Source organism: Streptomyces alboflavus (assembly GCF_000716675.1).
Classification (GTDB): domain Bacteria; phylum Actinomycetota; class Actinomycetes; order Streptomycetales; family Streptomycetaceae; genus Streptomyces; species Streptomyces alboflavus.
The window spans coordinates 1-22,376 of the sequence record NZ_JNXT01000036.1; the positions used below are offsets into that span (position 1 = coordinate 1).

The 22,376-nt window shown below is 72.2% G+C and carries 20 protein-coding genes; 11 read left to right on the forward strand and 9 right to left on the reverse strand.

All coding sequences use genetic code 11. The annotated features are described in order from the left end of the window. Window positions 1-256 precede the first annotated feature (256 nt). The 3 genes from OO63_RS24920 (at window position 257) to OO63_RS24930 (ending at window position 5,470) form a co-directional block, all read left to right on the forward strand. Window positions 257-3,538 (forward strand): hypothetical protein, encoded by a 3,282-nt coding sequence (locus tag OO63_RS24920; RefSeq protein WP_030361465.1) that lies wholly within the window; start codon window positions 257-259, stop codon window positions 3,536-3,538. A gap of 161 nt (window positions 3,539-3,699) precedes the next feature. Further along, entirely contained in the window at window positions 3,700-4,554 is an 855-nt protein-coding gene (locus OO63_RS24925) for a hypothetical protein (RefSeq protein WP_030361466.1), read from the forward strand. 130 nt (window positions 4,555-4,684) lie between these two features. Further along, window positions 4,685-5,470 carry a DUF5707 domain-containing protein gene (locus OO63_RS24930; RefSeq protein ID WP_030361467.1) on the forward strand — a complete coding sequence of 262 codons (786 nt, stop codon included), beginning with the start codon at window positions 4,685-4,687 and terminating at the stop codon, window positions 5,468-5,470. A gap of 90 nt (window positions 5,471-5,560) precedes the next feature. Here the strand turns inward: OO63_RS24930 and OO63_RS24935 are convergent, their stop codons facing one another. After that, the gene (locus OO63_RS24935) at window positions 5,561-7,963 is read right to left on the reverse strand and encodes a cation-translocating P-type ATPase (RefSeq protein WP_030361468.1); all 2,403 of its coding nucleotides are present in this window, start codon (window positions 7,961-7,963) and stop codon (window positions 5,561-5,563) included. A 109-nt stretch (window positions 7,964-8,072) separates the two neighbouring features. Next, window positions 8,073-8,366, reverse strand: coding sequence for a DUF2530 domain-containing protein (locus OO63_RS24940; protein WP_030361469.1), 294 nt, complete (start codon window positions 8,364-8,366; stop codon window positions 8,073-8,075). Window positions 8,367-8,609: 243 nt separating this feature from the next. Here OO63_RS24940 and OO63_RS24945 point away from each other — a divergent pair, with 243 nt between their 5' ends. After that, window positions 8,610-10,055, forward strand: coding sequence for an NCS2 family permease (locus OO63_RS24945; protein ID WP_030361470.1), 1,446 nt, complete (start codon window positions 8,610-8,612; stop codon window positions 10,053-10,055). A 56-nt stretch (window positions 10,056-10,111) separates the two neighbouring features. Here the strand turns inward: OO63_RS24945 and OO63_RS43760 are convergent, their stop codons facing one another. Beyond that, the gene (locus tag OO63_RS43760; RefSeq protein ID WP_078619340.1) at window positions 10,112-10,288 is read right to left on the reverse strand and encodes a ribbon-helix-helix protein, CopG family; all 177 of its coding nucleotides are present in this window, start codon (window positions 10,286-10,288) and stop codon (window positions 10,112-10,114) included. A 165-nt stretch (window positions 10,289-10,453) separates the two neighbouring features. Between OO63_RS43760 and OO63_RS24950 the strand changes: the two genes are divergently transcribed. Together OO63_RS24950 and OO63_RS24955 are read left to right on the forward strand one after the other, a co-directional pair. Then, window positions 10,454-10,891: a MarR family winged helix-turn-helix transcriptional regulator gene (locus OO63_RS24950; RefSeq protein WP_030361471.1), complete on the forward strand. Its 438-nt coding sequence runs from the start codon at window positions 10,454-10,456 to the stop codon at window positions 10,889-10,891. A gap of 24 nt (window positions 10,892-10,915) precedes the next feature. Continuing rightward, a complete protein-coding gene (locus OO63_RS24955; protein WP_030361472.1) occupies window positions 10,916-12,262 on the forward strand; it encodes an MFS transporter in 1,347 nt (448 codons plus the stop codon). Between the two features lie 105 nt (window positions 12,263-12,367). On the opposite strand, the gene OO63_RS24960 is transcribed toward OO63_RS24955, so the two are convergent. Further along, on the reverse strand, window positions 12,368-12,946 hold the full coding sequence (locus tag OO63_RS24960; protein WP_078619341.1) for a GNAT family N-acetyltransferase: 579 nt from the start codon (window positions 12,944-12,946) through the stop codon (window positions 12,368-12,370). Window positions 12,947-12,963: 17 nt separating this feature from the next. Between OO63_RS24960 and thpR the strand changes: the two genes are divergently transcribed. Further along, a complete protein-coding gene (gene thpR, locus OO63_RS24965; protein WP_030361474.1) occupies window positions 12,964-13,554 on the forward strand; it encodes an RNA 2',3'-cyclic phosphodiesterase in 591 nt (196 codons plus the stop codon). Window positions 13,555-13,726: 172 nt separating this feature from the next. Here the strand turns inward: thpR and OO63_RS24970 are convergent, their stop codons facing one another. From OO63_RS24970 to OO63_RS24980, 3 genes are all read right to left on the reverse strand, one after another. After that, the gene (locus OO63_RS24970; protein WP_030361475.1) at window positions 13,727-14,719 is read right to left on the reverse strand and encodes an aldo/keto reductase; all 993 of its coding nucleotides are present in this window, start codon (window positions 14,717-14,719) and stop codon (window positions 13,727-13,729) included. Between the two features lie 60 nt (window positions 14,720-14,779). Then, the gene (locus tag OO63_RS24975; RefSeq protein WP_234311344.1) at window positions 14,780-15,313 is read right to left on the reverse strand and encodes a Uma2 family endonuclease; all 534 of its coding nucleotides are present in this window, start codon (window positions 15,311-15,313) and stop codon (window positions 14,780-14,782) included. 71 nt (window positions 15,314-15,384) lie between these two features. Beyond that, complete coding sequence (locus tag OO63_RS24980; RefSeq protein ID WP_397622267.1) at window positions 15,385-15,903, reverse strand: MarR family winged helix-turn-helix transcriptional regulator; 519 nt, start codon at window positions 15,901-15,903, stop codon at window positions 15,385-15,387. 74 nt (window positions 15,904-15,977) lie between these two features. Here OO63_RS24980 and OO63_RS24985 point away from each other — a divergent pair, with 74 nt between their 5' ends. From OO63_RS24985 to OO63_RS24995, 3 genes are all read left to right on the forward strand, one after another. Next, window positions 15,978-16,439: a carboxymuconolactone decarboxylase family protein gene (locus tag OO63_RS24985; protein ID WP_234311345.1), complete on the forward strand. Its 462-nt coding sequence runs from the start codon at window positions 15,978-15,980 to the stop codon at window positions 16,437-16,439. A 79-nt stretch (window positions 16,440-16,518) separates the two neighbouring features. Further along, window positions 16,519-16,932, forward strand: a complete 414-nt coding sequence (locus OO63_RS24990) for a VOC family protein (RefSeq protein ID WP_030361479.1) — start codon at window positions 16,519-16,521, stop codon at window positions 16,930-16,932. A 114-nt stretch (window positions 16,933-17,046) separates the two neighbouring features. Continuing rightward, window positions 17,047-17,499, forward strand: a complete 453-nt coding sequence (locus tag OO63_RS24995) for an iron chaperone (RefSeq protein WP_030361480.1) — start codon at window positions 17,047-17,049, stop codon at window positions 17,497-17,499. Between the two features lie 89 nt (window positions 17,500-17,588). On the opposite strand, the gene OO63_RS25000 is transcribed toward OO63_RS24995, so the two are convergent. Next, on the reverse strand, window positions 17,589-19,076 hold the full coding sequence (locus OO63_RS25000) for a helix-turn-helix domain-containing protein (RefSeq protein ID WP_030361481.1): 1,488 nt from the start codon (window positions 19,074-19,076) through the stop codon (window positions 17,589-17,591). A 252-nt stretch (window positions 19,077-19,328) separates the two neighbouring features. Here OO63_RS25000 and OO63_RS25005 point away from each other — a divergent pair, with 252 nt between their 5' ends. Beyond that, entirely contained in the window at window positions 19,329-19,952 is a 624-nt protein-coding gene (locus OO63_RS25005) for a hypothetical protein (protein WP_030361482.1), read from the forward strand. Between the two features lie 132 nt (window positions 19,953-20,084). On the opposite strand, the gene OO63_RS42405 is transcribed toward OO63_RS25005, so the two are convergent. Further along, window positions 20,085-22,376 carry an FG-GAP-like repeat-containing protein gene (locus OO63_RS42405; protein WP_030361483.1) on the reverse strand — a complete coding sequence of 764 codons (2,292 nt, stop codon included), beginning with the start codon at window positions 22,374-22,376 and terminating at the stop codon, window positions 20,085-20,087.

Sequence of the window (22,376 nt, forward strand, 5' to 3'; positions counted from 1 at the left end):
GGTGGGAGCCACGCCGCGCGCAGCGCGGCGCAACCGACCACCGGACCCGCACGCGAAGCTCCCGAGCGGAATGTTTGGGGTGAACGGGTGGGCGGGTGGGACGCACGTCGCGCGCAGCGCGGCGAAAAACGACCACCGGCCCGCACCCGAGACTCACCCCCCAGCGGGACGCGATACCGTCGCCCCCCGACGACGACCACGACCACCACCACCAGCCCGCGGCCGCAGGCCCCGCAGGCAGAGGGAGAGCGACCACGTGAGCAAGACCGTGCGGCCGGCCGACGAGGGCACCGACCCGTTCGGCACCGCCCGCCTGCGCCGCTCAGTCCTGGAGGCCTGGGCGGCGAGCCCGGCCCGGTTCCGCGAGGACGCGAACGCCGAGGAGGACATGGCCCTCGGCGGCTACCGCGACCGCCTGGTCGTGGAGCTGGCCCAGAACGCCTCGGACGCCGCCGCCCGCGCGGGCGTACCGGGCCGTCTGGCCCTCACCCTCCAGGACGGAGTCCTCGCCGCGGCGAACACGGGTGCCCCCCTGGACGCGACGGGCGTCGAGTCGCTGTCCACCCTGCGGGCCTCCGCGAAGCGGGAGGACCGCGACAACCGCCTGGACCGGCAGGACGGGCCGCGGGCCGCCGGGCCGGGCCGGCCCGGTGAGGACCCCGCCGCCAGGCGGACGACCGGCCGCTTCGGCGTGGGCTTCGCCGCCGTCCTCGCCGTCTCCGACGCCCCCGCCGTCGTCGGCCGCACCGGCGGTGTCCGGTTCTCGCTCGCGGAGGCGCGTGACCTGGCGGCCGAGACGGCCAGGTTCAGTCCGGGCCTTGGGGACGAGATCCGGCGCAGGGAGGGCCACGTACCGCTGCTGCGGCTGCCGCTGCCCGCGGAGGGCACTGCTCCGGCGGGGTACGACACCGTCGTGATCCTGCCGCTCAGGGACGCCGCAGCGGAGGACTTGGTGGCCCGGCTCCTGGAAGGGGTCGACGACGCGCTGCTGCTGGCCCTGCCGGGCCTGGAGGAGGTCACGATCACGGTGCCGGGCGGCCCGGTCCGCACGATGCGCCGCGCGGCCGACGGACCGTACACCGTCGTGGCGGACAGCCGTGACGGCACGACCCGCTGGCGTACCGTCAGCAGCCAGGGCACGCTGGCCCCCGAGCTGCTCGCGGACCGCCCCGTCGAGGAGCGGCAGCGGCCGTACTGGCATCTGACGTGGGCCGTGCCCGCGGGCCCGGACGGCGCCCCGGAGCGGCCCCGGACGAGCGCGGTCGTGCACGCGCCCACCCCCAGCGACGAGCCCCTCGGCGTACCGGCCCTGCTCATCGCGTCGTTCCCGCTGGACACCAGCCGACGGCACGCCGCGCCGGGCCCGCTCACGGACTTCCTGGTGGAGCGCGCGGCGGACGCGTACGCCGAACTCCTCGCCTCCTGGCGGCCGGTGACCGAGGGCGTCATCGGCCTGGTGCCGGGGCCGCTCGGCCAGAGCGAGCTGGACGGGGCGCTGCGGGGCGCCGTGCTCGACCGGCTGCCGCGCACCGCGTTCCTGCCGCCCGCCGTGCCGCCCGCGCGGACGGACGGCGCTGCCGGTGACGAGTGGCTGGACGCCGAGGCCGCCGCCGTCCCCGAGACGCTGCGGCCGCGCGACGCGGAGGTGGTGGAGGGCGCGGGCGCCGACACCGTGCGGGTCCTCGCCGAGGTGCTGCCGAGCCTACTGCCCGCGGGCCTGGAGCGGCGCGGTGAGCTGCGTACGCTCGGCGTCGCCCGGGTCCCGCTGACCGAGGCCGTCGACCGGCTCGCCGGTCTTGAGCGGGAGCCGTCCTGGTGGCGGCGGCTCTACGACACCCTCGCCGGGGTCGACCCCGATCGGCTGTCGGGCCTGCCGGTGCCGCTCGCCGACGGCCGCACCACCATCGGCCCCCGCCAGGTCCTGCTGCCCGCGCCGGGCACGAGCACCGCCGACGAGAGCGGCTCCGCGGCCCTGGCCAGGATCGGCCTGAAGGTCGCGCACGCCGACGCCGCCCACCCGCTCCTGGAGAAGCTGGGCGCCCTGCCCGCCACGCCCCGCGCGGTCCTGACGACCCCGCAGGTGCGGGCGGCCGTCGCGGGGTCCCTGGACGACGACAGCTGGTACGGCGACGGTGACGGGCCCGGCGGCGAAGGGGCCCTGGACGCCGAGGAGCTGGCCGAGCTGGTCCTCACGCTCGTACGGGACGCGGATCTCGCGCCCGGTGACGAGCCCTGGCTCGGGGCGCTCGCGCTGCCCGACGAGGACGGTGAACTCGCGCCCGCCGGGGAGCTGGTGCTGCCCGGCAGCGCGTTCGAGTCCGTCATGCGGGAGGGTGAACTCGCCGGGGTGGACGCCGACCTGGCGGAGCGGTGGGGGGAGCAGCCGCTCGCCGCGTGCGGGGTGCTCGCCTCGTTCGCGCTCGTACGGGCCACCGACGTCGTCCTCGACCCCGACGAACTGGAGCCCCGCGACGGTGACTTCGCCGAGCCCGACGACGCGGGTCTGCTCGACGCCGTCGACGTGTGGTGCGAGGACATCCTGGACCGGCTGCCGGACACCCCGGTGCCGCCGGTCGCGACGGAGGTCGTCGCCGTCCGTGACCTCGACCTCGTCGACGACGACGCCTGGCCGCGGGCCCTCGCCCTGCTGTCCCGGCCGCCGCTGCGCGACGCGCTGACCCAGCCGGTGCGGGTGCTGCTTCCGGACGGTACGACGGAGAGCGTGCGGTCCTACACGGCGTGGTGGCTGCGCGGTCACCCGGTGCTCGGCGGGCGGCGCCCGGCGGGCCTGCGGGCGGCGGGCGGCGACCCGCTGCTCGACGGCCTCTACGACGACGCCGACGCGTCCGGGTTCGACGACGAGCAGGTCCTCAGGACGCTCGGCGTGCGGACGTCGGTCGCCTCGCTGCTCGCGGAGCCGGGCGGGGCGGCCGAGCTGCTCGACCGGCTCGCGGACCCGGAGCGGACCGTTTCCGCGGCGCAGCTGCACGCGCTGTACGGGGCGCTCGCGGACCTCGACCCGGAGCAGGTGACGCTGCCGGACGAGGTGCGGGCGGTCCTGGGCGGCGGCCCGGACGGGGAGGTGGGGGAGATCGTGATCGTCGACGCGGCGGACGCGGTCGTCGCCGACGCGCCTGACCTGCTGCCCTTCGCCTCCGGCGTGCCGCTGCTTCCCGTCGCCCCGTCCCGCGCGGCCGACCTGGCCGAGCTGTTCCAGGTGCGGCGCCTGAGCGAGCGGGTGGCGGCGGAGGTCGACCCGGAGGGCGGGGTGGAGCACGAGGTGCCGGAGTCCGTGCGGGTGCTGCTCGGTCCGGCGACCCCGGCGACGTACCGGGAGTACGAGGAGCTGGTGGCCGACGGCGTCGACCTGGAGTGGCGCCGCACCTCCGACGGGGTCGTGCACGCGGCGACCGTGGAGGGCGTGGCCGCGGGTCTCGCGTGGGCGGCACGGCAGTGGCCGCGGCGGTTCGAGGTGGCGGCGCTCCTGGAGGATCCTTCGCGTACGGAGGAGCTGGCGCGGGACCGGTGGTTCGACTAGGGGCCGTGCACACCGGTCCCCGACATGAACTTCACCCCTCGTACAACCTATGGCCAGGGTTGTGGGTCTGATCTGCCGAGTCAATCAGACTCCTAGATCACCGGGACCTCGCGAGCGGGCTTCAACACCGCGCGGCCCCCTTCTCCACCTGGGGAAAACACATGCGTATCCGTGCCACTGTCGCCGCTGTGTCCGGCACCCTGGCTCTGTCCGCTCTCGCTGTTCCGGCCGCCCACGCGGGTGACGAGCCGGTGGCCCCCAAGGCGTCCGCCGCCGTCGCCGACGTCTCCGAGGCCGTGGGCGCGCAGCGTGCCGCCGCGGGCGACATCAAGGTCACCGACGTCACCGTCAACGGCGGCAAGGACGTCACGCTCGGCACGACCGCGAAGAAGAAGTTCAAGCTCTCCATCACGGCCACCGACCCGTCCGGGATCAAGCTCTCCAGCGGCTTCCTCTTCCTCGGTGACGACTCCGACGCCCCGACCGGGCTCATCACCCCGGCGACCGAGGCCGAGTACAACCCCACCTGCGTCGAGCTGGACGACACCACCAAGACCTGCACCGTGAACGTCACCGCGGACCCGGCGCGGCTCCGCAACGTGGGCGCCGGTGTCCGCTGGAACGTCTTCGCCGCCGTGACCAACAAGAGCGAAGAGCAGGTCACGATGGACGACCTCAAGTCGGACATCCGCATCAAGCGCGCGTCCCGCCTGACCGTCAACGCCTCCCCGGAGCCGGTGAAGAAGGGCAAGACCATCACGGTCTCCGGTGCCCTGACCCGCGCCAACTGGGACACGAAGAAGTACGCGGGCTACACGAAGCAGTCCGTGCAGCTGCAGTTCAAGAAGAAGGGCGCTTCGTCCTACTCGACCGTGAAGACGGTGAAGTCGGACAGCAAGGGCAACCTGAAGACCACGGTGAAGGCGTCGGTCGACGGCACCTTCCGCTACGTCTTCGCGGGTACGTCGACGACCCCGGCCGTGACCTCCGCGGGCGACGCCGTCGACGTCCGCTGACCTGGCCCTACAGCTCCCCCGGGCCCCAGGGCCCCCAGCTCGTCCGGGCCGCCGAAGGCCCCCGGTTCACCCTGCCCCGCGGCGCCGCCACCCCGGCGCGCCGCGGGGCCCGCACCACCCGAGGAACACCATGCGTACCCGCGCCACCGCCACCGTCGTCGCCGTCTCCGGCGCCCTCGCCCTGTCCGCACTCGCCGTGCCCGCCGCGCAGGCCGCCGACTCGGTCAAGGGCGACACCAAGATCACGAAGGTCGTCGTGAACGGCGGCAAGGACATCGTGGTCGGCACGTCCACCAAGAAGGTCACGGTCACCGTCACGGGCACCGACCCCAAGGGGATCAAGGACGCCATGGCCATCCTGTGGCGCGGCACGGAGTTCGAGCCGGGGCGCCTGACGGGCGTCATCGCCCCGGACGACGAGGCCAAGTGCACCAAGGTCGACGCGACCACCGGCACGTGCAAGGTCGTCCTCAGCGCGTCCCCGCGCGAGCTGGCGAACGGCAACGCGGGCCGCTGGAAGGTGATGGCCGGTCTGCTGGCCAAGGGCAGCGCCGAGAACCACGTCATCAAGGAGACGTACACGACCGTCTCCGTGAAGCGCGCCGCGAAGCTGACGGTCAACGCGTCCCCGGAGCCCGTGAAGAAGGGCAAGACCATCACGGTGGCCGGTGCGCTGACCCGTGCGAACTGGGACACGAAGAAGTACGCGGGCTACACCCAGCAGCCGGTGAAGCTGCAGTTCAAGAAGAAGGGCGCGAGCGCCTACTCCACGGTCAAGACGGTGAAGTCGGGCAGCAAGGGCAACTTGAAGACCACGGTGAAGGCGTCGGCCGACGGCACCTTCCGTTACGTCTTCGCGGGGACGTCGACCACCCCGGCCGTCACGTCGACCGGGGACTTCGTCGACGTACGCTGAGCCCCGCGCCCCACAAGGGGCGCGGGGAACTGCGCGACAAGCCCCCACCGGCCAGCGGGGAAGAAACCGCCCAAGGCCCAGGGGCCAGAGCTACGCCGCGAAGCGGCGGTCGACCCAGCGGAAGGCGAACTCGATCGCCGCCGCCGCGACCGCCGCGATCGCGACCGCCGCCCACGGCATCGTCGTGCCGACCAGCTTCAGGGCGAAGAAGTCCTGGAGCCAGGGGATGACGAGGACGAGCAGGAAGCCGAGGCCCATGGCGGCGACCAGGGCGATGCGCCACCAGGTGTAGGGGCGGGCGATGATCGCGAGGACCCACAGGGAGACCAGGAAGAGCGCGAGGGTGGCCGCGCTGGTCTCGGCCTCGCGGGCGCCCTCGCCGGTGTAGTGGTGGCGGGCCAGGAGGTACGTGGCGAAGGTGGCGACCGCCGCGATGATGCCGCCCGGCAGGGCGTAGCGCATGACCCTGCGGACGAAGTGCGGTTTCGCGCGCTCCTTGTTGGGGGCCAGGGCGAGGAAGAACGCGGGGACGCCGATGGTGAGGGTGGAGAGCAGGGTCAGGTGGCGGGGCAGGAAGAGGTACTCCACCTGGGAGCAGACCACGAGCAGGGCGATCACTACTGAGTAGACCGTCTTGACCAGGAACAGGGTCGCCACGCGCGTGATGTTGCCGATGACGCGGCGGCCCTCCGCGACCACGGAAGGCAGCGTCGCGAAGCTGTTGTTCAGGAGGACGATCTGGGCGACCGCCCGGGTCGCCTCGGAGCCCGAGCCCATCGAGACGCCGATGTCGGCGTCCTTCAGGGCGAGGACGTCGTTCACGCCGTCGCCGGTCATCGCGACCGTGTGGCCCTTGGACTGGAGCGCCCCGACCATGTCCCGCTTCTGCTGCGGGGTGACGCGGCCGAAGACGGAGTTGGCGTCGAGGGCCTCGGCCATCTCGTCCTGGTCGGTGGGGAGCTGCCGGGCGTCGACGGTGTTCTCGGCGCCGGGCAGGCCGAGCTTGCCCGCGACGGCGCTGACGGAGACCGCGTTGTCGCCGGAGATGACCTTCGCCTGGACGTTCTGCTCCTCGAAGTACCGCAGGGTGTCGGCGGCGTCGGGGCGCAGGCGCTGTTCGAGGACGACGAGGGCGGTGGCGTGGGCGCCGGCCGCGATGTCGGGGGCGTCGAGGTCGCCCGCGGCGCGGGCCAGGAGCAGGACGCGCAGGCCCTGGTGGTTCAGGTGCTCGATCTCGTCGAGGGTCGGGTCGCCGGTGGGCAGCAGCACGTCGGGGGCGCCGAGCAGCCAGGTGGAGTTCTCGCCGTCGCCCTCGCTGAAGCTGGCGCCGCTGTACTTGCGGGCGGAGGAGAAGGGCAGCGACTCCGTGCAGCGCCACTCGTCGCTGTCGGGGTAGGCGTCGATGATGGCCTGGAGGGAGGCGTTGGGGCGCGGGTCGGACTCGCCGAGGGCGCCGAGGACCTTGCGTACGTAGGCCTCGTCGGAGCCGTTCAGGGGGCGCAGCTCGGTGACGTCCATGCCGCCCTCGGTGAGCGTGCCCGTCTTGTCGAGGCAGACGGTGTCGACGCGCGCGAGGCCCTCGATGGCGGGGAGTTCCTGCACCAGGCACTGCTTGCGGCCGAGGCGGATGACGCCGATCGCGAAGGCCACGGAGGTCAGCAGGACCAGGCCCTCGGGGATCATCGGGACGATGCCGCCGACGGTGTAGGCGATCGACTCCTTGAAGTTGTCGTCCTTCACGACCAGCTGGGAGATGATCAGGCCGATCGAGGTCGGGACCATCAGCCACGTCACGTACTTGAGGATCGTGGAGATGCCCGAGCGCAGTTCGGAGTGGACGAGCGTGAAGCGGCTGGCCTCCTCGGCGAGCTGCGCCGCGTACGCCTCGCGGCCCACCTTCGTGGCGGTGAAGGCGCCGCCGCCCGCGACCACGAACGAGCCCGACATCATCTTGTCGCCGGGCTTCTTCAGGACCGGGTCGGCCTCACCGGTGAGCAGCGACTCGTCGACTTCGAGGCCGTCGGCCTCGACCGTCTCGCCGTCGACCACGATCTTGTCGCCGGGGCCGAGTTCGACGAGGTCGCCGAGGACGATGTCGGAGGTGGAGATCTCCGCGGCCACGCCGTCGCGCCGGACCGTGGGCTTGGCCTCGCCGATGACGGCGAGCCCGTCGAGGGTCTTCTTGGCGCGCAGCTCCTGGATGATGCCGATGCCCGTGTTGGCGACGATCACGAAGCCGAAGAGGCTGTCCTGGATCGGCGCCACGAACAGCATGATCACCCAGAGCACGCCGATGATGGCGTTGAAGCGGGTGAAGACGTTGGCGCGGACGATCTCGGTGGTGGACCGGCTGCTGCGGACGGGTACGTCGTTGATCTCGCCGCGGGCGACCCGCTCGGCGACCTCGGCGGCCGTGAGGCCGGTGGCCCGTGCCGTCGGCGGCGCCACCGGGTGGACCGGGTCCAGCTCGGCGCCCGCGTCGATATGCGTCATGCAGACGACGGTACGGGGGGAGTGGGGGGTTCACCCCTTGAGTACCGGAAAGATCCGACCACGGTAGGACGGGGTTTGCCCTCAGGTCGTATGCCGTACTGCCGACGTACTACACCGGCTCGGAATCCTCCGACTGCACCGGCTCGGCGGTCTCCGCGGCCGCCTGCGCCCGCTTGATCGCCGCGTCGCGCGAGCGGACGTACCAGATGCCGATGAGGCCGAGGCCGCCGCCGGCGAGGCACGTCCACACCCACCAGGTGAGGTCGCGGTCGTCGAACCAGCCGTAGAACGGCATCTGCACGACGAAGAGGACGAACCAGATGATCGTGCCGCCGGTGATGGTGGCGACGATCGGGCCCTCCAGGGGCTCCGGCGCCTCGTGCTTGGGTGTCCACTTCGCCATGACCCCTAGCTTAGTCGGGGCCGATTCCGGCCTCCGGCGCGCGCCCGCGCCCCTTGTGCCACAAGGCTCTACGCGCGGAGATGGCCATTTCTCGTTCATGTATTCATACTGAAACGGCTTCTTAATGGCCAGTTGCTTTCGTACGAAGACACAAGCTCGCGCAGGCGAAGACATCATCTCGTGCAAGCCAGGCCCATCCCGTTCACAGGCCCATCCCGTTCAACAGAGGTCATGAGGTCCCGCATGTCCCCCTCGGCCAGCGCTCCGGTCGACGCCAAGCAGCCCCCGAATTCCCCGCAGGGCGGGCTCGACGGCTTCTTCAAGATCTCGGAGCGGGGCTCGACCCTGGCCAGGGAAGTACGGGGCGGCTTCGCCACCTTCTTCGCGATGGCCTACATCATCGTGCTGAACCCGATCATCCTCGGCAGCGCCAAGGACATGTACGGCCACCAGCTCGACAACAAGCAGCTGGTCACCGCCACCGTCCTCACGGCCGCGTTCACCACGCTGCTGATGGGCGTCATCGGCAACGTCCCCATCGCCCTCGCCGCCGGTCTCGGCGTGAACACCGTGGTCGCCCTGCAGCTGGCGCCCCGGATGTCCTGGCCGGACGCCATGGGCATGGTCGTCCTCGCGGGCTTCGTGGTGATGCTCCTGGTGGCCACGGGCCTGCGGGAGCGTGTGATGAGCGCCGTGCCGCTGGGCCTGCGCAAGGGCATCGCGATCGGCATCGGCCTGTTCATCATGCTGATCGGCCTCGTCGACGCGGGCTTCGTCTCGCGCATCCCCGACGCCGCGCACACCACCGTGCCGCTCCAGCTCGGCGGCGACGGTCACCTCAACGGCTGGCCGGTCCTGGTCTTCGTCCTCGGCGTGCTGCTCACGCTGGCGCTCCTGGTGCGGAAGGTGCCGGGCGCGATCCTGCTGTCCATCGTCGTCATGACGGTTCTGGCCATGATCATCCACGCGGTCGCGGATGTGCCGTCCTGGGGTCTGACGACGCCGGAGTGGCCCGGCAACCCGGTCTCCACGCCCGACTTCGGCCTGGTCGGTGAGATCAGCCTGTTCGGCGGCTTCGGCAAGGTCGGCGTCCTGACCGGCGTGCTGTTCGTCTTCACCGTGCTGCTCTCGTGCTTCTTCGACGCGATGGGCACGATCATGGGCGTCGGCGACGAGGCCAAGCTGACCGACGACAAGGGGAACTTCCCCGGCATCAACAAGGTCCTGTTCGTCGACGGCATCGCCGTCGCGGCGGGCGGCGCCTCGTCCTCCTCGGCCACCACCTGCTTCGTGGAGTCCACGGCGGGCGTCGGCGAGGGCGCGCGGACCGGCCTCGCCAACGTCGTCACCGGCGGTCTGTTCGCCGTGGCGCTGTTCCTCACGCCGCTCGCCACGATGGTGCCCTCGCAGGCGGCCACGCCCGCGCTGCTCGCGGTCGGCTTCCTGATCCTGTCCGGCTCGATCGGCGCGATCGACTGGAGCGACTACACGATCGCGATCCCGGCGTTCGTGACGATGCTGATGATGCCGTTCACGTACTCGATCACGAACGGCATCGGCATGGGCTTCATCGCCTTCACCGTGCTGCGGCTCGCGGCCGGGCGGGGCCGTGAGGTGCCGGTCGCGATGTACGCGGTGTCCGCCGTGTTCGCCTTCTACTACCTGATGCCGGCGCTCGATCTCACGTAGCCCGCCGCGGGGGCGGGGCCGGGGGCGGGGGCCCCGGCGGTGCCTCTGGGTGCCCCCTAGGCGTAGAACTTCTCCGTCGCCTCGACGGACGACTTGAACCGCTCGTCGAAGTCATCACGGATGAGCGTCCGGGCCACATAGTCCTGGACGCTCATTCCTCTTTTCGCGGCGTGCTGCCGGATCCGGTCGAGCAGATCGCCGTCTATCCGCAGGCTGAGCACTGTCGATGCCATGCGTACAGCGTTGCCGCCCTCGCGTGGGGGACGCCCGGCTTTCCGAATCCAGCTCACTCATTTGGGTGACGAAAGGGTTCTGTGTGCCAGATCACGGGCAACCCGGGCTTCCCCGGCCGGTAACCGAGTGGTCTTTAGTTAGGGTAATGAGTTACGCTAAAGAACATGCCGGACCTCTCCCATGGCGACAACGCTGCCGCCGTGAACTCGCTGCGCTCCGCCGTGATGCGCCTCTCCCGTCGACTCAAGCACCAGCGGGTCGACGAGTCGCTGAGCCCCACCGAGATGTCGGTGCTCGGCACCCTCGCCCGCTGTGGCAGCGCCACCCCGGGCGAGCTCGCCCGCAAGGAGCATGTGCAGCCGCCGTCGATGACCCGCATCGTCGCGCTCCTCGAAGCCAAGGGCCTGGTCAGGCTCGAACCGCACCCGGAGGACCGCCGCCAGAAGGTAGTGACCCAGACGGAGCAGGCCGAGGCCATGCTCGAGGAGAGCCGCCGCAAGCGGAACGCCTGGCTCGCGAACCTCGCCGCCGACCTCGACGAGGACGAGTGGGAGGCCCTGCGCGCCGCCGCTCCGGTCCTGGAGAAGCTGGCCCACCTCTGACCTGACGCCAAGGAGGCGAACCTTTTGAGTACGGGATCCGGAGCAGACTCCGCCCCCGCACCAACCGCCCTCGACACCACCCGTCCCCACAAGACCTCGATGTTCAGCTCGCTGCGCATCCGGAACTACCGGCTGTTCGCAGCGGGAGCCGCCGTCTCCAACACCGGCACCTGGATGGCCCGCATCACCCAGGACTGGCTGGTGCTCAGCCTCACCGGGTCGTCCGCCGCCGTCGGCGTGACGACCGCGATGCAGTTCCTGCCGATGCTGCTCTTCGGCCTGTACGGCGGCGTCATCGCCGACCGGTTCGCCAAGCGGAACCTGCTCTTCCTCACCCAGGGCGCCATGGGCATGGGCGGCCTCTTCCTGGCCGCGATGACGCTCTCCGGCCACGTCCAGGTCTGGCACGTCTACGTCACCGCGTTCTTCACCGGCCTGGTGACCGTCGTCGACAACCCGACCCGGCAGTCCTTCGTGTCCGAGCTCGTCGGCCCCGACCAGCTCCGCAACGCCGTCTCGCTGAACTCCGCGAACTTCCAGTCCGCGCGCCTCATCGGACCGGCCGTCGCGGGCCTCGTCACGGCCGCCGTCGGCCCCGGCTGGGCGTTCCTCGCCAACGGCCTGTCCTTCCTCGCGCCGCTGACCGGACTCCTGCTCATCCGCACCGCCGAGCTGACCCGCAGCCCGCTCGCGCCGCGCGGCCGCAAGGGGCAGCTCCGCGAGGGCCTCAACTACGTCTCCCGGCACCCGGAGCTGATCTGGCCGATCGTCCTCATCGGCTTCATCGGCACGTTCGGCTTCAACTTCCCGATCTGGCTGAGCGCGTACGCCGACGACGTCTTCCACGGCGGCTCCGGCATGTACGCCCTGTTCACCACGCTGATGGGGGCGGGGTCCCTGATCGGGGCGCTGCTCGCCGCGCGGCGGCGGTCCTCGCGCCTGCGGATGCTCGCGGGCGCGGCCGGTCTGTTCGGCGTCGCGCTGATCGCCGTCGCCGCGGTGCCCAGCGCCTACGTCTTCGCCGCGCTGCTCGTGCCCGTCGGCGCGATCGGGCTCACCGTCAACGTCACCGCCAACTCCTCGGTGCAGATGGCCACCGACCCCGAGATGCGGGGGCGGGTGATGAGCCTGTTCATGATGGTGTTCGTGGGCGGTACGCCGCTGGGCGGGCCGCTGTTCGGCTGGCTCACCGACGCGTACGGCGTGCGGGTCAGCTTCGCGCTGGGCGGGCTGATCGTGGCTGTCGCCGCGCTCGGGGTCGGCTTGATGTTGGCGCGCGCGGCCAACCTCCGGTTGAAGGTGGACCTGCGGCGGGGCCGCACCCACGTGGAGTTTGTCGCCCGGGAGCGGGAGTTGGCGCCTGCGGCGTAGCGGATGGTGGGGGGACTGCGCGTTCTCGTCGGGCTGCTGCCCCGGTGGGGGCTGGGCGCGCGGTTCCCCGCGCCCCTTACGGGGCGCCCCCACCTGGGCCGGGAGTCAGACCCGGCGTTCCAGGACCTGACCCGGCCACGTGCCGTCCTTCGCCGTGAAGGACTCCGTCCGCACGAAGCCGTTGCTCTCGTAGTACGCGACGAGGCGGCCCTCGTTGCCCGCGTAGCAGTCGACCCGGAGCAGGGAGATGCCCTTCCTCCGGGTCTCGGCCGCGGCGTGGGCCAGGAGGGCGCGGCCCACGCCCAGGCCGCCGAAGCGGTGGTCGGTGGCCAGGTAGTGGACGTACTGCTCGGGCTCGGCGACCGGGGGAATGTAGGAGCCGGGGCCGTCGGTGAGCATCAGCATCCCCGCGGGCTCCCCGCCGACCTCGGCGATCCACGGCGAGCCGGTGGCCACGTACTTCTCGATCGCCTCGACGACCTTCGGGTTCCGCGACAGCGGCTCGGTGCCCCACTGCTTCGTGTGGCCCCGGGAGACCAGCCAGGCGACGGCGCTGTCGAGGATGCCGAGGAAGGCGGGGACGTCGGCGGGTCCGGCGGCGCGGATGCGTACGGAGTCGGAGCGATCCGTATCCGAGTGACCCGCACCGGAGCGATCTATATCGGGGTGATCCAAGTCGTCCATGGAGGCAGGCTAGTCGCATGAGACTTTTCGCGGCGGTGCTGCCCCCGGAGCAGGTGGCGGACGAACTGGCCGGTGTGGTGGCGGGGTTGAGGCGGCTGCCGGGCCCCGACGGGGTGCGGTGGTCCAGCCGGGAGAACTGGCACTTCACGCTGGCGTTCCTGGCCGAGGTGGACGAGGAGGTGGTGCCGGGGGTGTGTGAGCGCATGGAGCGGGCGGCGCGGCGCACGGCGCCGTTCGCGCTGTCGCTGCGCGGCGGTGGTCACTTCGGCGGCCGGGCGCTGTGGGCCGGGGCGGGCGGCGCGGTCGCCGAGCTGCGGATCCTGGCGGGCCGGGCGGAGGCGGCCGCGCGGAAGGCGGGCGTCACGATGACCGAGCACCGGCCCTACCGCCCGCACCTGACGCTGGCCCGCTCGCGCGGCGACGCGGACTTCACGCCGTACGTGGCGGCCCTGAGCTCCTTCACCGGCACCCCCTGGACCGTGTCCGAGCTGGTGCTCGTCCGCAGCAACCTGCCGACGAGCGGGGTGCCGGGGGAGCGGCCGCGGTACGAGGCGGTGGGGCGGTGGCCGCTGGGAGGCGCCGCGAAGGACGCGGACGCGGCCGGTTAACCTCGATGGCGTGAACCCCAAGACCAGGAACCGGATCATGGCCGGTGTGCTCGTGCTGATGTTCGTCGTCGTGGCGCTCGCGGCGGCGCTCGGCCAGTAGCCGGGGCCGCCGCGGGCGTGCGTCCTGCCGTTGTCGCCGGAGTGAGGGCCTCTCACCGGAGCGACGGCCCCTTCACCAGGCGAAGGCCTCCGGGGACGGGCCCGGGCCCGGGAAGATCTCGTCGAGTGACAGCAGCACGTCCTTGCTCAGCTTCAGCTCGACGGCGCGCACGGCCGAGTCGAGCTGCTCCGCGGTGCGCGGGCCGACGATGGGTCCGGTGACGCCGGGGCGGGTGAGCAGCCACGCCAGAGCGACCTCGCCGGGGTGCAGGCCGTGCTTGTCGAGCAGGTCCTCGTACGCCTGGACCTGTGCGCGCGTCGCCGGGTCGGCGAGGGCGGACGCGGCCCGGCCCGAGGCGCGGCGGCTGCCCTCGACCTCCTTCTTCAGGACGCCGCCGAGCAGCCCGCCGTGCAGCGGCGACCAGGGGATGACGCCGAGGCCGTAGTCCCGGGCGGCGGGCAGGACCTCCATCTCGGCGCGGCGCTCCGCGAGGTTGTAGAGGCACTGCTCGGTGACCAGGCCGTAGCTGCCCCGGCGCGCGGCCAGCTCGTTCGCCTGGGCGATCTTGTAGCCGGGGAAGTTGCTCGATCCCGCGTAAAGGATCTTGCCCTGCTGGACGAGGACGTCGACGGCCTGCCAGATCTCCTCGAACGGGGTGTTCCGGTCGATGTGGTGGAACTGGTAGATGTCGATGTAGTCGGTCTGCAGGCGCTTGAGGGAGGCCTCCACGGAGCGGCGGATGTTGACCGCCGAGAGCTTGTCGTGGTTCGGCCAGGGGGCGACGCCGTCCGGCGTCATGTTCCCGTACACCTTCGTGGCGAGGACGACCTTGTCGCGTCGGTCGCCGCCCTGCGCGAACCAGGTGCCGATGATCTCCTCGGTGCGGCCCTTGTTCTCGTGCCAGCCGTAGGTGTTGGCGGTGTCGAAGAAGTTGATGCCCGCGGCGAGCGCGGCATCCATGATCGCGTGACTCTCCGCCTCCCCGGTCTGCGGCCCGAAGTTCATCGTGCCGAGAGTGAGGCGGCTGACCTTGAGTCCGGTGCGTCCCAGCTGCGTGTACTTCATGGGGTCTTAGCCAACGGGGTGGAGTGTGCTCTAGGCAAGGGGGTGGGGGGGAGGGGGTGGTCAGTCGCGGGGGAAGTGAGTGGTGGTGAGGGTGAGGTCGAGGAGGCCGTGGGTGACGCGGATCTCCTCGCCGAAGGCGACCGTGAGCCGACGCGCGTAGTCGGTGCCTGTGGGGGCCGAGTAGAGGTGGCAGCGTGCCGTACTCGGGTCGACGACGAGGTAGAGCGGGATCTTCGCCGTGGCGTAGGCGGTCAGCTTGGGGCCATAGTCCATGTAGTGGGTGGCGCGGCTGACGACTTCGGCGACGATCTCGATGTCCCGGCTGCTCCAGGGCGAAGCCGCGTCCGCCCGGTAGCGGACCACGTCGGGTACGAGGATGTCCGCACACCCCGGCAGGGCGACCTGGAAGGCTCGGACGCCGGATTTCCGGGGAGGGCCCACGCCCAGCTGGGCGGCCAGGATCCGGATGATCCGAATGTGGTTCGCCGGCTCCGGCGCGATGACCCCACAGTCGTCGACGATCTGTACGCGGTAGCCCCGGCGTGCCCAGACCCTCCACATGAGCGCCCGGTGTAACTCCACGGCCTCGATCATGGTTCTCCCCCTCCTTGGCCGGGACCGCCGTATGCGGCCCCGGAGGCACAACGGGGCGGCGGCCCGCGACGTCACGCCCCGCCCAGCCACCCCGCCGCGTCCAGGCGGAACGCCTCCGGGGGTACGACCGCGCGCAGGTCGTCCTCCAGGGCCGCGAGGCGGTGGGCGCCGACCGTGTGGGCCCACTCCGCCCGCAGCTCGTCGAAGACCGCCGCCGAGCGGGCCAGGGCGTCCAGGCCGTGCGGGGTGAGACGGACCAGTTTGCGGCGGGCGTCGGCCGGGTCGTCGGCGCGCTCGGCGTAACCGAGGGCGACCAGGCGGTCCACGGTCTTGCCCGCCGCCTGCTTGGTGACGCCGAGCCGCCGCCCGATCTCGCTGGCGCTCGCCCCGCCCGCGCCCACGGCCTGCATCGCGAAGCCGTGCGCGGGGCGCAGGTCGGGGTGGCCCTGGCGGGCGAGGTCGGCGTGCAGACGGTCGATGAGGGTGCGGAAACCGGCGAAGAGGAGGAGGGGCAGCTCGTAGCCGGGGCGGTCCGGGGGCGACCCCTTCCCCTTTTCGACAACCTGGTTTACCTTTTCATCGTCAACCATGTTGTCCATTTTAGGGGGATGGAATGTTCGCCGCACACACCGTGGAGACCGCGCCAGAAGGATCCCGGGCAGCTATGGAGGACGTCGTACGCGCCTTCGGCGTGCTGCCGGACGCCGTCGCCCGGCTCGCCGCCTCGCCCGAACTGCTCACCGGATTCCTGGAGTTGAGCGCGAAGTTCGAGCGCACGACGCTGGACCCGCTGGCCCGCGAGACCGTCATCATGACGATCGCCGTGCGCAACGACTGCCATGTGTGCGTCACCCTGCACACCGGCAAGCTGCACAAGCTCGGCGCCGACGCGGCGCTCGTGGCCGCGCTCCGGGCGGGCGGCGAACTGCCCGAGGAGCACGAACACCTCGAAGCCGTACGACAGTTCACGCTGCGGGTCCTCGAGCGCGCCGGCGGCGTGGACGACGCCGACGTGAAGGCGTTCCTCGCGCACGGCTACACGGAGCGGAACGCCCTGGAGGTCGTCATGGGCATCGGCGCGTACACGATGTCGACCCTCGCAAACCGGCTGACGGGGGCCGTCTGAGCGACAGCCCGGTGAGCGGCCCGGCGACTGGTCAGGATTCGAGAAGCGCCGGTCACCGGGCCGCAGTTAAATATCAGCCATGGACATCACCATTCACACCACGGCCCTTCCGCACACCGACCCGGACGCCTCCGTCGCCTTCTACCGCGACGCCCTCGGCTTCGAGGTCCGTACCGACGTCGGCGAGGGCGCGATGCGCTGGATCACCGTCGGCCCCGCCGGTCAGCCCGACATGTCCATCCTGCTCGCGCCGCCCGCCGTCGACCCCGGGATCACCGAGGACGAGCGCCGCGTCATCGCCGAGATGATGGCCAAGGGCACGTACGGCTGGATCCTGCTGGCCACCCACGACCTCGACGGCACCTTCGCGAAGGTCCAGGCCGCCGACGCCGAAGTCGTCCAGGAGCCCACCGAGCAGCCCTACGGCGTGCGTGACTGCGCCTTCCGTGACCCCGCGGGCAACCTCATCCGCATCCAGGAACTCCAGCGCTGAGAGGGGTGCCCCATGTGCCGTCCCGAGTGGTCACGTGCGCTGACCGCCGCGTACGTCGCAAGTGAGATCAGCGGGTCCAGTCAGTCCAGCCAGTCCTGTGAGAGGGGAACCGTCATGGCTGCCGAGAAGCACGAAGGATTCACCGAGGACGAGCGGAGCGCCATGAAGGAGCGCGCCAAGGAGCTGAAGACCTCCTCGCGGCGCGGCCCGCGCTCGGCCAAGGCGGCCAAGGCGGACGGCGAGACCGACGTGCTCGCGAAGATCGCCGAGATGCCGGAGGCGGACCGGGTGCTCGCGGCCCGTGTCCACGAGATCGTCAAGGCGAACGCGCCGGAGCTGACGCCGAAGCTCTGGTACGGCATGCCCGCGTACGCCAGGAACGGCAAGGTCCTGTGCTTCTTCCAGGCCGCGCACAAGTTCAAGTCGCGCTACGCCACGCTGGGCTTCAGCGACGAGGCGACCGGGCTCGACGACGGCACCATGTGGCCGACCGTCTTCGCCCTGACGGAGCTGACCGCCGCCGACGAGGCCCGCATCGGGCAGCTCGTCAAGACGGCCGTCGGCTGAGATGGCCGTCGGCTGAGGCGGCCGTCGGCTGAGATGGCCATCGGCTGAGGCGGCCGTCGGCTGAGGCGGCCGCCGGACGTGCCCCGTCCTCAGCTGTAGGTCCCCCACCGGCGCCCCACGGTGTCGTACGCGTACCGGGGCAGGCCCTTGATGGCGCTGGTGCGGAACGGGCGGCCGTCGTCGTCGACGCGCACGGTGCCCTTGCGGCCCTGGGACGACCAGTCCAGCTCCAGGTACCAGCGGCAGTCGCACGAGCTGGTCGCGGCCGTGACCAGCAGGACCTCGGGGTCCTTCGCCGAGACGCGGTAGGGCATGCGGACGGCCGGGATGGGTGTGCCGGAGTCGTTCCCGGCGACCGCGCGGGCGAGGGGGCGGTCCTTGTCCAGATCCACGGCGAAGGACCGGGGCGTGACCGCGCCGCCGCATCCCCCGTCCATGGCGTACGCGTTGCCCTCGACCGGCGCCGTACGGCCGACCACGCGCACGCGCAGCGCCTCCAGTACGACGGCTGTGTCGCCGCGGCCCTGCACCGACAGTTGGACGAGCGTCTCGCCGCCGTGCACCGCTCCCTGTGTCGCCGCCCAGGGCGCGGCGTCCTGCGGGACCGGGGGAGGGGGGACCTGGCTCGGCGGCTTGGCGACGACGTAGTCGTGATCGCAGCCGAGCTTCCAGGCCTGGGAGTTGACGGACCAGGTGAGGGGCTGCCCGGCGGGCTTCTCGCCGCGGGGCGGGGTGGAGGTCGCGCCGGGCGGGCGAGAGGTGCCCTTCTTCTCCGCGTTCTCGGAATTCTCGGGGTGCTTGGAGTTCTTGGAGTTCTTCGGGGCGGTGGAGCCGGAGGGCCGCTCGGAGGCGGGGGCGGTGCCGCTCGGGTCGGGCGCGCCGCCCCGCCGCTCCGGCGCCGCGGCCTCCGTCGTACCGGCGCCCCGGCCGGGGCCGTCGGCGGACGCCCGCCGCCCGTCCGGCAGCACGGAGAAGGCCCCGAGCGACGCGAGGACGGCGCAGGCGGAGGCCAACGCGACGACGAGGCGTCTGCGGCGGTACCAGGGGCGGTGCGGGGGCGGGTCCGGGAGCGGGGGCGAGTTCGGGGGCGTGGGTGCGTCGGGCGGTCCGGGCGGTCCGGCTTCGGGGTCCGATGCGACGACCGGGCTGCCGGTGGGCTTCGGCGCCGTGTCCGGGGCGGCGACCGGGGCGGTGACCGGGCCGCCGTCGGCCTTCGGCTCCGTGCCCGGGGCGGTGGTGACCTCCACTCCCGCGTCCGGGGCGGCTGTGCCCTCCGTCGCCGCGTCCGCTCCCGCCGTACGAGGCCGACGGCGGGCCTCCACTGCCAGGAGCCAACGGCGGTGGAGTTCCAGGCGTTGTTCCGAGGTCGCCCCGCACAGGGCCGCGAAGCGTTCCACGGGGGCGAAGTCGAGCGGCACCGCGTCGCCCGCGCAGTAGCGGTGCAGCGTCGAGGTGTTCATGCCGAGGCGGCGGGCCAGCGAGCCGTAGCTCCGGTCCGTGCGTTCCTTCATCTCCCGCAGCAGCGCCGCGAACTCCGCCACCGCGTCGATGCCGTCGCCGTCGTCCTGTGCCGACACGGGTCCCCCGTCCTCGTACGACCCCGACCGGCCCGGGACGGTATCCCAGGCACCCCATGTACCTGCACGTCAGACGGGCTGGGATGGTTCCACCGCCGCAGGTTGTTGCGCCCGGACGCCGTGACCGCTGATGCTCTTGGTGCCGCACCGACCAGGCCCGCACCGATCAGACCCGGGCCGATCAGACCCGGGCCGACCGGTCGACCTCTTCGCGGCATCCACATCCACGCACTCACCCTCGGGGGAACTCCCATGTCCCTGCGCATCCGTACGAGCGCCTGCACCGCACTCGCCGTCGCCGCCCTCGCGGCGGGCACGGTCCTCACCGCACCGTCCGCCGGCGCCGCGCCGAACGCCGCCGCGCCCAAGTTCCTGTCGGCGTCCCAGCTGCCGCCGCACGCGTCGTCGTCGTGGACCGCCGGGCCGGTCAAGGAAGGGTTCCCGGAGGGCCTCGGCACCTGTGTGAGCACGGAGGGCGTGCCCTCCTTCGACTACCGGCACCGGGAGTTCCGCACCGACCTGGACACCAACGCCGTGCAGCTGACCGTCGTGACGGGCTCGGCCGCCCGGGCCAAGGCCCTGGCGAAGCACTACGACGACCTGATCCGCACCTGCGCCGACCGCATCGAGCAGGGCTCGCCCGACGTCGAGGCCGAGGGCCGGGACTACGGCAAGCTGCCGGTCGAGGAGGGCGCCCGCGTCCGTGGCGTGCACACCGAGTCGTCCGGGGGCGCCACCGACATCGCGCTGCTGTCGGTCGGGCGGGACGGCAGGACCGTCACCGTCGTGCAGTGGGCGCAGCTGGGCGACTTCGGGGACGCGCCCGTGGCCGCCTTCAAGAAGACCACGACCACGGCCGTCAACAAGCTGTACTGACCGGCGGCCACCGAGGGGTGGTGCCGGGGCCGTCCTCCCGTCACGGGGGCGGGAGGACGGCCCCGTATCCGTCATGTCCCCGGGGCGGGGACCGTGTGTCCGTCATGTCCCCGGGGACCGTCAGGAAGCGGGCTAGCCCAGGGAAGCCCACTGCTTCCAGTACGGCGCGTCGCCGAATGCGACGCGGTTGGCGAACGTCCCGTCGCCCTTGCCCGCGTTGAGCCACAGGCGGCCGCTCGTGTCACGCGCCAGCAGGTCGTGCTTGCCGTCGCCGTTGACGTCACCGGCGCCTATGACGTCCTTGTACGAGGCGCCCCAGTCCTTGAAGACGCGGACGCGGTCCTTCAGCTTGCCGGTGCGCAGGCCGTCGTAGCGCCACAGCTCGCCGGACTTGTCGCGGGCGAGGACGTCGCCTGTGCCGTCGCCGTCGAGGTCGCCCGCGCCGACGACGTGGGTGTATCCGGTCCAGGCCGAACGGATCTTCACCCGGGGCTTGAAGCCGCCCGCGCTTCCTGTGCCGCCCGTGCCGTCGTGGGCGTACAGATACACATTCCCGGTGGCCTTGTCGCGGGCCAGCAGGTCCGGGCGGCCGTCCCCGGTCTGGTCGCCGCTCGCGAGGAGCGTGTCGTACTTGCTCCAGTCCCGGGCGAGCCGCTTGTACGGCGAGTCCGGGTTGGGCAGGCCGCCGCACACCGGGGTGTAGAGGCGGGCCTCGCCGCCGGGCAGCCGCACGACCAGGTCGTTGCAGCGGTCCCCGTCGGCGTCGCCGAACGGCACGACGCGCGTCCTGTCGTCCCAGGGGGAGGCGTAGAACGTCTCCGTGGGGTTGGTGGCATCGCCCGTGTACAGCTTCATCGAGGCGCTGAACGACAGGCCCACGACGTCCCCGCGGGAGTCGTCGGCGTAGTCGTGCCACTTCGGCTTGGCGCGGGTGCCCGTGGTCGCCGTGTACGCGCCGCGCTTGCCGTCGACGGTGTGCTGCGCCCACACCGCGACCGGGCGGCCCTTGTCGTCGGCGGCCACGAGGCCCGCGCTGGTGCTGTACTTCGTCAGCGCGCTCAACGTGCGCGGCTTGGCCGGGTCACCGCCCTCGACGGTCTGCGCGACGAAGTCCCTGCGGACCGTGCGGCCGAGCTCGAAGCGCCGCTGGGTGTACGTGACGACGACCGCGCCGTCGCCCGTCGCCGCCGCGCCCAGCGAGTCCGCGTCGACGTACGGGGCGAGCTTGCGGGTCGCGCCCCAACTGCCCTTGCGGGCAGGGCGGTTGGCTGCGCCCACGGTGTCCTTGCCGATGAAGCCGACCGCCGTGACGTCGCCGTCCGGGGTGGTGACCAGCTCGGCGGGCGCGTACGCCCGTGCCCCCACGCCGGTCTGCTCGACCGCGCCCCACTCGGCCGCTCCGGCCGCCTTGCGGGCGTAGTCGCCGCCCGCGAGCAGGTGGAACCCGCCCTTCGGGTGGGCGGCGAACGCGACCTTCTTCGGCTTCTCGCCGAGCTGCGGCAGGTCGCGCGGCGTGCTCCAGGAGGAGCCGTCGGCGGCGGGCTTCTCCAGGTACTTGTAGTGCCACTTGTACGCCGACGGGTCCGGGTCGACGCCGTCGCCGGTGTAGTAGCTGTTGCCGCCCCAGATCACGCCGACGGTGCCCGCGGGGTCCACGGCGACGCGCAGGTCCCACAGGACGTAGTCGTAGACGTTGTCGTCGCGGACGATCGGGTCGGGGAGCCGGTCGAGGGTCCTGGGCGCGGACCACTGGCCGTCGGGTCCGGTGCGGTCGACGACCGTCAGGCGGTGCTCGGCGTCCATCCACGCGACGGCCTGGTGGCCCTCGGCGTTGGCGGCGAACGTGGTCACCTGCGTGCGCGCGTGCACCCAGTCTCGGGCGAGCGTGCCGGTGGCGACGTCCTCGGCGGGCCCGAACTCCTTGCCGTCGGCGGCGAGTCGGGACAGCTTCAGGGTGCGGCTGCCGCCGTCGCCCGCGTCCGTCCACGACAGCAGGGAGAGCGCGCCGTCGTCGGTGCGCTGGAGCGTGGCGCCGTCCGGTGCGGGGACGGCGGTGCCCCAGGTGGTGCTGCCCGCGGGCCGCACCGCCAGGACCGTCTTGCCGTCCTGCGTGAACAGCCCGGCGACCGTGCCGCCCGAGGTCGCCTTCAGGTCCACGACGCCGCTGACGCCGGGCAGTTGCGTGGGTGCGGCCCAGGGGCCGAGCCCGGCCGGGACGGCGTTCGCGGGCGTGGGCGCGGGCGCCTTGGCGGCGGTGGTGGGCGCGGTGGGTGTGGCCGCCTGGGCGCCGGGTGCGGCGGCGCCGAGGGCGAGGGCGGAGATGAGGGCTCCGCCCAGGAGTGCCGAGCTGCCGGTCCCCTGGGCTCGCCCGGCCCTGTCGGCTCTGTTGAGTCTGCTGCTTCTTCTCTTGCTTCTGCTGGTCAT

Coding starts and splice junctions, on each gene's coding strand:
- OO63_RS24925 (WP_030361466.1), top strand. CDS start 3,700: ATGCGTATCCGTGCCACTGTCGCCGCTGTGTCCGGCACCCTGGCTCTG.
- OO63_RS24930 (WP_030361467.1), top strand. CDS start 4,685: ATGCGTACCCGCGCCACCGCCACCGTCGTCGCCGTCTCCGGCGCCCTC.
- OO63_RS24935 (WP_030361468.1), bottom strand. CDS start 7,963: ATGACGCATATCGACGCGGGCGCCGAGCTGGACCCGGTCCACCCGGTG.
- OO63_RS24940 (WP_030361469.1), bottom strand. CDS start 8,366: ATGGCGAAGTGGACACCCAAGCACGAGGCGCCGGAGCCCCTGGAGGGC.
- OO63_RS24945 (WP_030361470.1), top strand. CDS start 8,610: ATGTCCCCCTCGGCCAGCGCTCCGGTCGACGCCAAGCAGCCCCCGAAT.
- OO63_RS43760 (WP_078619340.1), bottom strand. CDS start 10,288: ATGGCATCGACAGTGCTCAGCCTGCGGATAGACGGCGATCTGCTCGAC.
- OO63_RS24950 (WP_030361471.1), top strand. CDS start 10,454: ATGCCGGACCTCTCCCATGGCGACAACGCTGCCGCCGTGAACTCGCTG.
- OO63_RS24960 (WP_078619341.1), bottom strand. CDS start 12,946: ATGGACGACTTGGATCACCCCGATATAGATCGCTCCGGTGCGGGTCAC.
- thpR (WP_030361474.1), top strand. CDS start 12,964: ATGAGACTTTTCGCGGCGGTGCTGCCCCCGGAGCAGGTGGCGGACGAA.
- OO63_RS24970 (WP_030361475.1), bottom strand. CDS start 14,719: ATGAAGTACACGCAGCTGGGACGCACCGGACTCAAGGTCAGCCGCCTC.
- OO63_RS24975 (WP_234311344.1), bottom strand. CDS start 15,313: ATGATCGAGGCCGTGGAGTTACACCGGGCGCTCATGTGGAGGGTCTGG.
- OO63_RS24980 (WP_397622267.1), bottom strand. CDS start 15,903: ATGGTTGACGATGAAAAGGTAAACCAGGTTGTCGAAAAGGGGAAGGGG.
- OO63_RS24985 (WP_234311345.1), top strand. CDS start 15,978: ATGGAGGACGTCGTACGCGCCTTCGGCGTGCTGCCGGACGCCGTCGCC.
- OO63_RS24990 (WP_030361479.1), top strand. CDS start 16,519: ATGGACATCACCATTCACACCACGGCCCTTCCGCACACCGACCCGGAC.
- OO63_RS24995 (WP_030361480.1), top strand. CDS start 17,047: ATGGCTGCCGAGAAGCACGAAGGATTCACCGAGGACGAGCGGAGCGCC.
- OO63_RS25005 (WP_030361482.1), top strand. CDS start 19,329: ATGTCCCTGCGCATCCGTACGAGCGCCTGCACCGCACTCGCCGTCGCC.
- OO63_RS42405 (WP_030361483.1), bottom strand. CDS start 22,376: ATGACCAGCAGAAGCAAGAGAAGAAGCAGCAGACTCAACAGAGCCGAC.